12 protein-coding genes are annotated in these 12116 nt (G+C 67.0%); 6 read left to right on the forward strand and 6 right to left on the reverse strand.

Annotation, left to right across the window (positions count from 1 at the left end; genetic code table 11):
• Nucleotides 1-49 precede the first annotated feature (49 nt).
• Together ACJ7IV_RS11470 and ACJ7IV_RS11475 are read right to left on the reverse strand one after the other, a co-directional pair.
• Nucleotides 50-1960, reverse strand: a complete 1911-nt coding sequence (locus ACJ7IV_RS11470) for a M48 family metalloprotease (RefSeq protein ID WP_483864497.1) — start codon at nucleotides 1958-1960, stop codon at nucleotides 50-52.
• Between the two features lie 13 nt (nucleotides 1961-1973).
• Entirely contained in the window at nucleotides 1974-2570 is a 597-nt protein-coding gene (locus ACJ7IV_RS11475; protein WP_483864498.1) for a LemA family protein, read from the reverse strand.
• Between the two features lie 196 nt (nucleotides 2571-2766).
• Here ACJ7IV_RS11475 and ACJ7IV_RS11480 point away from each other — a divergent pair, with 196 nt between their 5' ends.
• From ACJ7IV_RS11480 to ACJ7IV_RS11495, 4 genes are read left to right on the forward strand one after another with little or no spacing between them, the layout of a single operon-like run.
• Nucleotides 2767-4263, forward strand: a complete 1497-nt coding sequence (locus tag ACJ7IV_RS11480; protein WP_483864499.1) for a DUF1538 domain-containing protein — start codon at nucleotides 2767-2769, stop codon at nucleotides 4261-4263.
• A complete protein-coding gene (locus tag ACJ7IV_RS11485) occupies nucleotides 4260-4610 on the forward strand; it encodes a P-II family nitrogen regulator (RefSeq protein ID WP_282039078.1) in 351 nt (116 codons plus the stop codon). Before ACJ7IV_RS11480 ends, ACJ7IV_RS11485 begins: the two co-directional genes overlap by 4 nt.
• 27 nt (nucleotides 4611-4637) lie before the next feature.
• Complete coding sequence (locus ACJ7IV_RS11490) at nucleotides 4638-5024, forward strand: CBS domain-containing protein (protein WP_282039080.1); 387 nt, start codon at nucleotides 4638-4640, stop codon at nucleotides 5022-5024.
• Between the two features lie 16 nt (nucleotides 5025-5040).
• On the forward strand, nucleotides 5041-5328 hold the full coding sequence (locus ACJ7IV_RS11495) for a hypothetical protein (RefSeq protein WP_213312309.1): 288 nt from the start codon (nucleotides 5041-5043) through the stop codon (nucleotides 5326-5328).
• 63 nt (nucleotides 5329-5391) lie between these two features.
• Here the strand turns inward: ACJ7IV_RS11495 and pepN are convergent, their stop codons facing one another.
• The 4 genes from pepN to ACJ7IV_RS11515 all read right to left on the reverse strand — a co-directional run bounded on the left by pepN (nucleotide 5392) and on the right by ACJ7IV_RS11515 (nucleotide 9630).
• Nucleotides 5392-8022, reverse strand: a complete 2631-nt coding sequence (gene pepN, locus ACJ7IV_RS11500) for an aminopeptidase N (protein WP_483864500.1) — start codon at nucleotides 8020-8022, stop codon at nucleotides 5392-5394.
• A gap of 66 nt (nucleotides 8023-8088) precedes the next feature.
• A complete protein-coding gene (locus ACJ7IV_RS11505) occupies nucleotides 8089-8460 on the reverse strand; it encodes a YbaN family protein (RefSeq protein WP_483864501.1) in 372 nt (123 codons plus the stop codon).
• 153 nt (nucleotides 8461-8613) lie between these two features.
• Nucleotides 8614-9099: a YajQ family cyclic di-GMP-binding protein gene (locus ACJ7IV_RS11510; RefSeq protein WP_483864502.1), complete on the reverse strand. Its 486-nt coding sequence runs from the start codon at nucleotides 9097-9099 to the stop codon at nucleotides 8614-8616.
• A gap of 39 nt (nucleotides 9100-9138) precedes the next feature.
• Complete coding sequence (locus ACJ7IV_RS11515; RefSeq protein WP_483864503.1) at nucleotides 9139-9630, reverse strand: GNAT family N-acetyltransferase; 492 nt, start codon at nucleotides 9628-9630, stop codon at nucleotides 9139-9141.
• Nucleotides 9631-9807: 177 nt separating this feature from the next.
• Between ACJ7IV_RS11515 and ACJ7IV_RS11520 the strand changes: the two genes are divergently transcribed.
• Nucleotides 9808-11304: a RimK family protein gene (locus ACJ7IV_RS11520; protein ID WP_483864504.1), complete on the forward strand. Its 1497-nt coding sequence runs from the start codon at nucleotides 9808-9810 to the stop codon at nucleotides 11302-11304.
• A 67-nt stretch (nucleotides 11305-11371) separates the two neighbouring features.
• Nucleotides 11372-11971 carry a cob(I)yrinic acid a,c-diamide adenosyltransferase gene (gene cobO, locus ACJ7IV_RS11525; protein ID WP_483864505.1) on the forward strand — a complete coding sequence of 200 codons (600 nt, stop codon included), beginning with the start codon at nucleotides 11372-11374 and terminating at the stop codon, nucleotides 11969-11971.
• Nucleotides 11972-12116 lie beyond the last annotated feature (145 nt).

Raw genomic sequence — 12116 nt, forward strand, 5'->3', positions numbered from 1 at the left:
CACGAAAAGGGCTCATTGCAGCAGAGCGGCCCATCCCTCGCAAGCCGACTTATGCCTCATCGAGTGCGCCCAGCGGCAGCGGGACCCCCAGGGTCCAGGCCACCGCTCGCAGCAGTTCGGCCTCCCGGGGCTCGACCCGCCCATCCTGTTCCACACAGCAGACCATGGCGGCAAGCAGCGGTGCCCGCGCCTCGTTGCGCAGCCGCGCCAGGCGCTCCAGCGCCCAGTCCAGCTCGCGGGGAGTGGCAGGCTCTACGACCAGGTCCAGCGACACGCCCAGCGCCGAGGCAATCCGCTCCAGCGCCGCCTGTGCCGCATCTTGCTCGGGCTGCCCCGCCAGGGCCAGGGTCGAGAGCAGGCGGGAGAGCGGACCGGCCAGGTCGGCCAGGCGCCGGTCACGGTGGGCTCGGCGCTCCCCATCCAGCCCCGACCTGACCAGCCGGTGAAGCGCCCACTGCAGGGCACCCGGCGCCTCCTCGGCGGCCATCAGCCCATCCAGGCAGGCACGGAAGCGCGCCCCCTGGGCGGGGTTCAAGGCACGCAGCGCGGGAAGCGCCAGCTCGATCAGCGGCAGCCGGTCGCCAGGCGACAGGCCCGCCAGCGGCTCGGTCAGGGCCTCCAGCTCGACCAGCACCTCGGGCAGCGCCTGGCGCTCGAGCACCTCTCGTTGGGAGTCGCGGCTCGCCGGGTCGATCCCCATCAGGATGGCATAGACCAGCGCCCGGGCCGCGAAGGGCTCATGGGCCGCCTCGATCAGCCGCTCATCGAGCCCGGCCAGGCGCCGGCGGGCGCTGGCCAGCGCCGCATCGTCGGGGCGGCCGATACTGGCCACCGCGGCGGCCCCCAGAGCGGCCCCGTCCAGTGCCGCCCCGCCGAGGGGAGTGGCATGGGAGGGCGTGGCCGGCGAGGACGGAGGCTCAGGAGCGGCCCTGGGCGTCGGTGCGAAAGGTTCCGGCAAGCGGCCATCCCACCGCGGCAGCACGCGACGGATGCGCGCCTCCAGCGGCGGGTGGGTCGCCGTGAATCGGCTCAGGCTGCGCACGCCACTGCCGAAATAGAGATGGCTGAACTCGGCGGCATTGGCCGCCAGCAGGTGCGAGCCGAGGCGGTAGGCGGCCAGGGTCTGGAGGGCCCCGCCGATGCCTTCGGGGTTGCGGGTGTACTGCACGGCGCTGGCATCGGCCAGGAACTCGCGCTGGCGACTCACCGCCGCCTTGATCAGGTTGCCGCACAGGGTACCGGCGTAGCCCACCGCCATCAGCGCCACCCCCAGGCCCATGATCGCCACATGGCCACCGCGCCGGGAACCCCGGCGGCGCCCGCCGGCGAGCCCGCGCAGCAGGAAGCGGCCCGCCAGGCCGATCACCAGGATGCCGTGGAGCAGCGCCACCAGGCGCAGGTTGAGGCGCATGTCGCCATGCAGGATATGGCTGAACTCATGAGCAATGACGCCCTGCAGCTGATCTCGGTCGAGGTGCTCGATGGCGCCGCGGGTCACGCCGATGACGGCATCATGGGTGTCATGCCCGGCGGCGAAGGCATTGATGGCAGCGTCATCCAGCAGGTAGACCGCCGGCACCGGCATCCCCGAGGCGATGGCCATCTCCTCCACCACATGGAGCAGGCGCCGCTCGTCCTCATCCCGGGTATCCAGTGCCAGGGGACGCCCGCCCAGGGCCTCGGCCACCGCATAGCCGCCGACACGCAGCTGCAGGTGACGCACCAGGCCACCCAGCACCACGATGGCCACCACGCCACCCGCCACCAGGGCGAAGAGCCTGGGCTCCAGCGCCGCCGCCAGCGGGTCACCGGCGCCCATCCGCTCCGGGTTCATCACCACCACGGCCAGCGCCACCAGCACGCAGGTCAGCACTACCAGGACCACGACGGCGAGCAGCAACAGCAGGACCAGCCGAGCCGAGAGCCGCCGGGCACGGTCCTGGGCGGTAAAGAAGTCCATGCGGGGCCTCCGCTCAGAAGCTCACGCGGGGCGCGGCCTGGATATCCGCGCTGTCCTCGAACTCCAGCAGGGCGGCGTCCTCCTTGTGGCCGAAGGAGGCGGCCAGGATCACCGGCGGAAAGCTCTGCTTGTAGGTGTTGTACTGCATCACGGCGTCGTTGAAGGCCTGGCGGGCGAAGGCGACGCGATTCTCGGTGCTGGTCAGGGTCTCGGAGAGCTGCTGCATATTCTCCGAGGCCTTGAGATCCGGATAGGCCTCCATCACCACGTTGAGGCGCCCCAGGGCGGCACCCAACGCTCCCTCGGCACCGGCCAGCTCGGCCATGGCGGCGGCATTGCCGGGATCCGCGGCGGCATGCTTCAGGCCGACCTCGGCGGCATTGCGCGCCTCGGTCACCGCGGAGAGCGTCTCGCGCTCGTGGGCCATGTAGGCCCGCGCGGTCTCCACCAGATTGGGAATCAGGTCGTGGCGCCGCTTGAGCTGCACCTCGATCTGCGCAAAGGCGTTCTGGAAGCGGTTCTTCAGCGCCACAAGGCGGTTGTAGATGCTGACGGCATAGATCAGCAGGGCAACCAGCAACACGACAGGCAGGATCAGCGAAAGGTCCATGGCGGACTCCTTGTGGTAGTGGCGCAGTCATACTTGACGCATATCAAGGCAACATCACCGGCGGCCCATGCCGATGCCACCGCCAGGGTGATATGATCCCCCCATTCGGCGCCGGACACCGCCTGCCACAAGATTAGCAGGATGTGGCCACCGGGGCCGTCCAGGACATCGACGCCACACATTCAGGGAGCGGAACTTGGCCGGACCACTCAGGGACTTTGCCCACGCCTTCCTCCATGCCCTGCGTAACCTGCTGCCCATCATACTGGTGGTGGCGGCCTTCCAGGCCCTGCTGTTCCGTGAGTGGCCGGAAGGCGGCCTCGCCATGGCGGGTGGCCTGTTGATCGTCGCCGTGGGGGTGGCACTCTTCCTGCAGGGCCTCGAGCTCAGCATCTTCCCGGTGGGCAAGCGGCTCGCCAACCAGTTCGCCCGGCGCGGCTCGGTGCCGCTGCTGATGGCCTTCGGCTTCGCCATCGGCTTCTCGGCGGTGGTGGCCGAACCGGCGCTGATTGCCGTGGCCGAGCAGGCCCGGGAGATCAGCGGGGGGCGCATCGACGCCCTGACCCTGAGGCTGATCGTGGCCTGCTCCGTGGGGCTGGTGATGGCGATGGGTGTGCTGCGGGTGATCCTCGGCCACCCGATCCACTGGTACATGATCGCCGGCTACGTCACGGTGGTACTGGTCACCTTCTTCGCTCCCGCAGAGATCGTGGGCCTGGCCTACGACTCCGGTGGTGTCACCACCAATATCGTCACCGTACCGCTGATCGCCGCCCTGGGCATCGGCCTGGCCTCCTCCATTCGCGGTCGCAACCCGCTGATCGACGGCTTCGGCCTGGTGGCGCTGGCGGTCATGGTGCCGATGATCAGCGTCCAGCTCTACGGCATCCTGGTCTATGCCGATGCCGGCAACCTGGCCAGCGGGGCCGAGCTGGTCAGCACCGGAGGCGATACCGGCAAGCCCGCGGGACTGCTGGCCATGATCCTCGACCTGTTCAGCATGCTGCGCGACGTGCTGCCGATCATCCTGACCGTGCTGTTCTTTCAGTACGCCGTACTGCGCCACTCGCTGGCCAGCCCGCTCAAGGTGGGCGTGGGCTTCGGCCTGGTGATCATCGGCCTCTACGCCTTCGTGGTGGGACTCAAGCTGGGGCTCTTCCCCATCGGCAGGAGCATGGCCGAGCAGCTCATCACCTTCGACACCTGGCTGTGGGTCTACCTCTTCGCCTTCGCCATCGGCTTCGCCACCACCATGGCCGAACCGGCCCTGATCGCCGTGGGCCAGCAGGCCGAGGAAGCCGCCGCCGGCAAGATCCAGGGCAACGTGATCCGCCTGCTGGTGGCCTTCGGGGTCGCCATCGGCATCACCATCGGCGTCCATCGCATCATCAGCGGCGACTCGATCCACTACTACATCATCGGTGGTTACCTTCTGGTGATCGTGCTGACGATTCTCGCCCCCCGCTACATCGTGGCGCTGGCCTTCGACCTCGGGGGCGTGACCACCTCCGAGGTGACGGTACCACTGGTGACCGCCCTGGGTATCGGCCTGGCCGGCCAGATCGACGGACGCAGCGTATTGATCGATGGCTTCGGCCTGATCGCCTTCGCCTCCATATTCCCTATCGTGACCGTGATGAGCTATGCCATTCTCATGGAGCGAATGGCTCACAGAAGAGAGACAGCCCCATGAAGTTTTCCCTGCTGGTGGCCATCGTGCCAGAAGAGATGGAACAGGAGTGCATCGATGCCGCCACCGAAGCCGGTGCCGTGGGCATGACCCTGATGTCGGGCCGCGGTATCGGCGGCGAGCGCAAGAAGACCTTCTTCGGCCTGACCTACGAAGGCAGCCAGAGCGTGATGCTGATGACCCTCGAGAAGGGACTGTCGCTCAAGGTGCTCAAGGCCATCCGGGATCTCCTGAGCCCCTCCGGTGAGGACTCCAAGGGGCTAGTGATGACGCTGCCTGTGGAGCACCTCGGCGGAATCGACATGTCACAGATCAAGCGTTTCGAGGAGCGCCTCAGGCACGAAGTCTGACCTTTCCCCTACCAATGGAGTAACACGATGCTGGTAAAGGACATCATGATGCGCGATGTGGTGACGGTGTCACCCTTCGCCACTCTGCGCGACGCCCTGAGTCTGATGAAACAGCACAACCTCAAGTGCCTGGTGGTGGAGCAGCAGGATCCCCACGATGCCTGGGGGCTGATCACCTACACCAATGTCCTCAAGACCATCGTTGCCGAGAACGGCGATATCGACCTGATCAACGTCTACGACATCTGCGCCAAGCCGGCCATTGGTGTCGGCGAGTCACTGGACGTGCGCCATGTCGCCAAGCTGATGACAGACAGCGTGGTCAAGCGCGCCCTGGTGCTGGACGACAATCGTCTGGTGGGCCTGGTGACAATGGATGATATCGTGGGTACCGTACTCGATCTGATCGAGTAGCTACCGGAACCCGCACATGGAAGAGTTCTTCACCTGGATCGGCAGGACCCTCGGCGAGATCATCCGCTTCGTCGTCGACCTGCTGACCGGCTTCTTCGCCAATATCGGCGACTCCGCCCGCGGCTTCCTCCAGGGGCTGGCCGGCTCGCTGGGCATCTCCACCTCCATCGTCAGCCTGCTGATCCTGGTGGTCGGCCTGTGGATGCTGTGGAAGGCGTTCCGGGCGCTGACCCGCCGCGCCATCGTCGCCACGCTGATCTGGCTGCTGCTGGGCTTCGTGGTGTTGAGCTGGCTCATATATTGACCGCCATCCCGACGTGAAAGCGCCGCCCCGAGGGGCGGCGCTTGCCGTTGAAGACGCGGAGGTTCAGGCCAGGGCCTTTTCCACCACCTCATACACATTGGGCGAGAGCTCCTCGGCACGGATGCGCTCGAGCTCGCCCTTCATGAGCTCCTGGCGCTCCTCGTCGAAGCGAGCCCAGCGCGTCAGCGGGGTGATCAGCCGTGCGGCGATCTCCGGGTTGAGGCGGTTGAGCTCGATCACGGTGTCGGCCAGCAGGCGGTAGCCCGCGCCGTCGATACGGTGGAAGTTGACCCGGTTCTGGCCGGCGAAGGTGCCGATCAGTGCGCGCACCTTGTTGGGATTCTTCAGCGAGAAGGCAGGGTGCTGCATCAGGAACTTCACCCGCTCGAGCACGTCGGGTTGCGGGCGTGATACCTGGATCGCAAACCACTGGTCCATCACCAGCGGGTCATGGGCCCACTTCTCGCCGAAGGCCTTGAGCGCCGGCTCGCTGAGCTCGTCGCGACTGCTGTGGGTCAGCAGGGTCAGGGCATGGCGCACGTCGGTCATGTTGTGGTCGGCCTCGAACTGCTCGCGGGCCAGTTGCACGCCGTCCTCGTCCTCGATGGCCATGAGATAGGCGAGCGCCACGTTCTTCAGGCTGCGCCGGGCGATCTGCTCCGGCGTGGGCGCATAGGGGCTGTCGTCCTGGTTCTCGCGGTAGACGCGCAGGAAGTCATCCCGCAGTGCCGTGGCCAGCCCGCGACGCATGAACTCCCGGGCGGCGTGGATGGCGTCGACGTCCACCAGTGGCTGCTGCTCGGCGATGTAAGCCTCGCTGGGCAGGGTGATCATCTCGGCCAGCACCGCGCGGTCCTCGGGCTCCCCCTCCAGCAGGCCGCGGAAGGCCTCGGTGACCCGCGGATCCATCACCTTCTCTACACCGTTACGGTGCGCGGCGATCAGGTCGTCCAGGGCCAGCATGGCCAGGCGCTGGCCGGCATCCCAGCGGTTGAAGCCATCGGAGTCGTTGGCCAGCAGGAAGGCCAGGTCCTCGCGGCCATAGGGGAAACGCAGCTTCACAGGGGCCGAGAAGCCGCGCAGCAGCGAGGGCACCGGTGCCTCGGAGACGTCGGTGAACAGGAACTCCTGCTCCGCCTCGCGCAGGTGGATCACCGCATCGCTCCCCAGCGTTTCGCCATCCAGGGTCAGCGGCAGGTCACGGCCGCTCTTGGTACCCACCAGGCCCAGGCGCACCGGGATGTGCAGCGGCTGCTTGTCGAGCTGATCGGGGGTCGCCGGGGTGCGCTGGCGCAGGATCAGACGATACTCCGCCTTGGCGTAGTCATACTCGCCGAAGGCATCGATCTCCGGGGTACCGGACTGGGAGTACCAGTGCATGAACTGGGAAAGGTCCAGTCCCGAGGCCTCGGCCATGCAGTCGACGAAGTCCTCGATGGTCACCGCCTGACCGTCGAAGCGCTCGAAGTAGCGGTCGCTGCCACGTCGGAAGGCTGCCTCGCCCACCAGGTTGGCGAGCATGCGCACTACCTCGGCCCCCTTCTCGTAAATGGTCAGGGTGTAGAAGTTACCGATCTCGATGTAGTGGTCGGGGCGCACCGGATGCGCGGTAGGGCCGGCATCCTCGGCGAACTGGGCGGTGCGGAAGAAGGCGACGTCCTCGATGCGCTTGACCGCCGGGGAGTTGGTGTCGGCGGAGAAGCACTGGTCGCGGAACACCGTGAAGCCCTCCTTCAGGGAGAGCTGAAACCAGTCGCGACAGGTCACCCGGTTGCCGGACCAGTTGTGGAAGTACTCGTGGGCGACGATGCTCTCGACCCGCTGGAAGGCGGCGTCGGTGGCGGTGTGGGGATGGGTCAGCACAGCCGCCGAGTTGAAGATGTTGAGCCCCTTGTTCTCCATGGCGCCCATGTTGAAGTCGTTGACCGCCACGATCATGAACAGGTCGAGGTCGTACTCGCGGCCGTAGGCCTGCTCGTCCCAGCGCATGGCGCGCTTCAGCGAGGCCATGGCGTGATCGGTCTTGTCGAGGTTCTCCTCCTCGACCCAGATCTGCAGGGTCACCTCGCGCCCGCTGGCGGTGGTGAAGGCATCCTCGACCTTCTTGAGGTCGCCGGCCACCAGGGCGAACAGGTAGCTGGGCTTGGGATGCGGGTCCTCCCAGGTGACGAAGTGGCGGCCGCCCGGCAACTCGCCGCGTTCCACCGAGTTGCCGTTGGAGAGCAGCACCGGCTCGCCGGTACCACCGATCACCGTGGTGGAGAAGGTCGCCATGACATCCGGGCGGTCCGGGTAGAAGGTGATGCGCCGGAAGCCCTCGGCCTCGCACTGGGTGCAGTACATGCCGTTGGAAAGGTAGAGCCCCTCCAGGGCGGTGTTGGCCTCGGGAGCGATTTCCACCTCGGTGTCGAGGTGGAACACCTCGGGCACCCGGTGCACCGTCAGGTGCTTGTCGTCTACCGCATACTCGTCCGCCTCCAGCGGCTCGCCGTCGAGGGCGATGGCCTTGAGGGACAGCCCTTCACCGTCGAGCACCAGCGGCTCACCCGACTCACGCTCGGGGTGACGCGCCAGGTGCAGGCGTGCCTTGACCCGCGTGGCGGTGGGATCGAGGTCGAAGGTGAGGTCGGCATGGGTGACGCGGTAGGCAGGGGGACGGTAATCGCTCAGGTAGGTCGCCTGGGGATCGGACATGCGTGGTGCTCCTGTCGAGAATTGCGACCATTGTACGGCGCCGCGCCCCCCGAGCTCAAAGCACCCTCACAGGGCCGGCTCCGGCCGGGTGATGATCCAGGCCCCTAGCAGGGCGAGGCCGCCGATCAGCGCGAGCTTGAGCCACAGCAGGCTGACGGTCAGCGCCAGCACCAGCATGGAAAGGGCCAGCATGCCGGCGGCCAGCTGCTTGGCGTGGCGCGGGATGGCGCGCTCGCCCTCCCAGGCCAGCACCGCGGGGCCGAAGCGCGGATGCTCTCGGATCCAGCGGGCGAAGCCCGGCGACGCCTTCGAGGCGGACCATACCGCCAGCAGCATGAAGCAGGTGGTAGGCATGAGAGGCACGAAGACGCCCAGCACGCCGAGGCCGAAATTCAGCCAGGCGATCAGCAGGAAGGCCAGGCGGGGGATGGATGACATGGTGCAGCCTCCGGTGACGTCTCAGCCTTCATTGAAGACCAGCCGAGCAGGGCACGCCAATCGCCATGCCCTATGAACGCCATGGGCTCCGCTGCACCGGGGTAGCGCGGGCCGCTTTCGCCGGCCCCTCGATGCTCGCGAGGGGCGCGCGTGTCAGTCGCGGAAGTTGTCGAACTGCATCGGCAGATCGGGGCCCTGTTCACCGCGCAGCAGGGCCATCACTGCCTGGAGATCGTCACGCTTCTTGCCGGTGACGCGCACCTTCTCGCCCTGGATCTGCGCCTGCACCTTGAGCTTGCTGTCCTTGATGCGCTTGACGATATCCTTGGCCTCCTTCTGCTCGAGGCCCTGCTTGAGGTGCGCCTCCTGACGGGCACGCACCCCGGAGAGCACCGGTTCCTGGATATCGAGGCAGCGCGCATCGATGCCACGGCCGATCAGCTTGTTGCGCAGCACGTCGAGCATCTGCTTGAGCTGGAAGTCCACTTCGGCCTCGAGCTTCACGCTCTCACCCTCGAGCGCGAAGCTGGCATCGACGCCCTTGAAATCGAAGCGCGACTGGACCTCGCGGTTGGCCTGATCCACGGCGTTGCTGGCTTCGTGCTTGTCGAACTCGGAGACGATATCGAAGGAGGGCATGACGGCTCCTGGCAATGGGGGAAAGATCCAGGGATTCTATCAGCCCTGAGCCCCCGGCGCCGCAGGCTCCAGCGCCTTGACCATCTGCCAGGCGGCGCAGCCATCCTGGTAATACTCCGGCAACCAGCGCTCGAGCCGAAACCCCATGCGCCGGTAGAGCGCCAGCGCCGCACGGTTGTCGGCGCGCACCTCGAGCCCCAGGCGAGTGCAGCCTCGCGCCCGGGTCGCCCCTTCCAGGGCTTCGAGCAGTTGACGCCCGAGGCCCGAGCCACGGAACTCGGGGTGCACGCAGAAGGAGTAGAGCCGGGCGCGGGTACTGCCGTGACGGAACAGCAGGGTACCGTAACCCAGCAGCCGCACCGGGGTGAGCGCCTCGGCGTCGCGCTCCAGCACCCAGGTCTCGGCATGGGCGCGGTTGAGCAGGTGCCAGAGCTGGCGACGGCTGAAGCGGTCGCCGGTAAAGGCGCTCTGCTCCAGGCGAAAGAGGGCGTCGAGGTCGTGGCCGGTGGCCCGACGCAGCTGAATGGTCATGGGGCTCTCCAGAGGGTATCCGGCCGATTCTGAGCGTGCTCGGGGCCGATGTCAGCGAGGCAGGAGCATGAAATATTTTCACTCAGCTTCCGCCTTGCCGTGGCCGCGAGCCAGGCGCATTCTGGCCACAGTTCGGCCCGCCCCGGCCGCCCTCCTCCCTATCCGGTAGCCGCCACCATGTGCCCCTTGCGAATCGTCGTCGACCGCCTCGCCGACTGGCAGCCCTATTACCCCAGTGAAGACCTGATCAGCGCCGACGACTATCTTTCGCTGGACCGCCGCCACCGCAGCGGCGCCGAAAGCGAACGCACCACCCATGTGATCAACCTATGCGGTGAGCTCGACTACCTGGGCACCGGCTACTATGTGTCGCTGCTGGCCCAGGCCCGCGGCCAGCGGGTGCTGCCCACGGTGGAAACGCTCAACGAGCTGTCGCGCAAGGCGCTGATCGACCTGCAGCTCGATACCCTGACCCCGCTGCTCGGCGAACTGGCACGGCGCGGCCGGCTTTCCGGCGATGCCGTGACCCTGCGTGTGCTGTTCGGCGAGTGTCACCAACCCGGCCTCGAGCGCCTGGCACGCAAGCTCTTCGAACGCCTGCCCTGCCCCCTGCTGGAGGCCCGGCTGGTGCGCCGCCACGACCAGTGGCGGCTTTCCCGTCTCAAGCCGCTGCGCCTGCGCGACCTGGCACTCGAGGAGCAGGACCTCTTCGCCAGCGCCCTCAACCGCCACTCCCGCAAGGTCTGGCGCACACCCAAGGCGCGACGCCGCTACCGCTTCGACCTGGCGATCCTGGTCGATCCCGGGGAGGCGCTGCCCCCCAGCAACCGCGGGGCGCTGAAGGCCTTCATCCGGGCCGGACGCCGGCTCGGCATCGATGTCTCGTTGATCACCCGCCGCGATGCCGGACGAATCGCCGAGTTCGACGCCCTGTTCATTCGCGAGACCACCGCCCTGGACCACCACACCTATCGCATGGCGCGCCGTGCCGAACACGAGGGGCTGGTGGTGATCGACTCGCCACGGGATATCCTGCGCTGCACCAACAAGGTCTACCTGCACGCCCTACTGCGCGCCCGCGGGGTGCCGGCACCGGAGGGCGTACTGCTCAAGCGCGGTGACCGTCGCCCGCTGGCCGAACGCCTCGACGGCCTCGACTTCCCGCTGGTGCTCAAGGTCCCCGACGGCTCGTTCTCCCGTGGCGTGGTCAAGGTCACCGAGCTGGCCCAGCTGGAACACCAGGCGGGCCGCCTGTTCCACGACTCGGCCCTGCTGCTGCTCCAGGAGTGGCTGCCCACCGAATACGACTGGCGCATCGGAGTGCTCGATGGCCAGGTGCTGTTCGCCAGCCGCTACTACATGGCCCGCGGGCACTGGCAGATCTACGACCACTCCGCTGCCGGGGTGAGGAGCGGCGGCTTCACCACCCATGCCCCGGAGGAGGTGCCGCCGGCGGTGATCAGGGCGGCCCTCAAGGCCTGTCGGCTGATCGGCGACGGCCTGTATGGCGTCGACCTCAAGCAGGCCGGTGACCGGGTGGTGGTGATCGAGGTCAACGACAACCCCAATATCGATGCCGGCATCGAGGATGCCGTGCTCGGTCGGGGTCTCTATGAGCGCATCATGGCGGTATTCCTGTCACACATGGAGACACGGGTACGCCAGGGGAGCTGACGCCGGGCCACGGCTCGCGTATGCTGTCATTTTCCTCTACAAGCCTTGTACAGCATATGGAGCCCCGATGAGCGATCGCGATACCCGCCACAAGCAGTCAATGCAGAAACTCAAGGCCCACGTCGACGAGAAGGTCGCCGCCGCCACCGAACAGCGCGGCCTGCTGCTGGTCTTCACCGGCAACGGCAAGGGCAAGACCACCGCCGCCTGGGGCACCGTGACCCGCGCACTGGGTTACGGCTACCGCGTCGGGGTGATCCAGTTCATCAAGGGACAGTGGGAGTGCGGCGAGCGCGAGCGGCTGGTCGAGGACCCCAACCTCGAGGTCGCCATCATGGGTACCGGCTTCACCTGGGAGACCCAGAACCGCGAGGCCGATACCGCCGCCTGCCGCGAGGTGTGGGCCGAGGCGGAGCGCATGCTGGCCGACCCCGATGTCTACCTGGTGGTACTCGACGAGATCACCTACATGCTCAAGTTCGGCTACCTCGACATCGACACCGTGCGGCGCGCCATCGAGAACCGTCCCGCCGAGCAGAGCGTGATCGTCACCGGGCGCAATGCCCACCGCGAGCTGCTCGACATGGCCGATACCGTGACCGAGATGCAGGAGGTGCGCCACGCCTTCAATGCGGGCGTACAGGCGCGCCGCGGCATCGACTACTGAAATTCAATTAAATCAATAACCTGAAAAGATCCCCAAGGGCGGCGTTGCCGCCTGGCAACACCTTATCTAATTGATATAAAAGAACTTTCTCAGGCCTTGCGAGTCCTGTAGCTGCGCGGCGACGCTTCGGCCACGTCTCCGGCGA

The organism is Halomonas sp. C10-5, from assembly GCF_057169305.1.

Coding starts and splice junctions, on each gene's coding strand:
- ACJ7IV_RS11470 (WP_483864497.1), bottom strand. CDS start 1,960: ATGGACTTCTTTACCGCCCAGGACCGTGCCCGGCGGCTCTCGGCTCGG.
- ACJ7IV_RS11475 (WP_483864498.1), bottom strand. CDS start 2,570: ATGGACCTTTCGCTGATCCTGCCTGTCGTGTTGCTGGTTGCCCTGCTG.
- ACJ7IV_RS11485 (WP_282039078.1), top strand. CDS start 4,260: ATGAAGTTTTCCCTGCTGGTGGCCATCGTGCCAGAAGAGATGGAACAG.
- ACJ7IV_RS11490 (WP_282039080.1), top strand. CDS start 4,638: ATGCTGGTAAAGGACATCATGATGCGCGATGTGGTGACGGTGTCACCC.
- ACJ7IV_RS11495 (WP_213312309.1), top strand. CDS start 5,041: ATGGAAGAGTTCTTCACCTGGATCGGCAGGACCCTCGGCGAGATCATC.
- pepN (WP_483864500.1), bottom strand. CDS start 8,022: ATGTCCGATCCCCAGGCGACCTACCTGAGCGATTACCGTCCCCCTGCC.
- ACJ7IV_RS11505 (WP_483864501.1), bottom strand. CDS start 8,460: ATGTCATCCATCCCCCGCCTGGCCTTCCTGCTGATCGCCTGGCTGAAT.
- ACJ7IV_RS11510 (WP_483864502.1), bottom strand. CDS start 9,099: ATGCCCTCCTTCGATATCGTCTCCGAGTTCGACAAGCACGAAGCCAGC.
- ACJ7IV_RS11515 (WP_483864503.1), bottom strand. CDS start 9,630: ATGACCATTCAGCTGCGTCGGGCCACCGGCCACGACCTCGACGCCCTC.
- ACJ7IV_RS11520 (WP_483864504.1), top strand. CDS start 9,808: ATGTGCCCCTTGCGAATCGTCGTCGACCGCCTCGCCGACTGGCAGCCC.
- cobO (WP_483864505.1), top strand. CDS start 11,372: ATGAGCGATCGCGATACCCGCCACAAGCAGTCAATGCAGAAACTCAAG.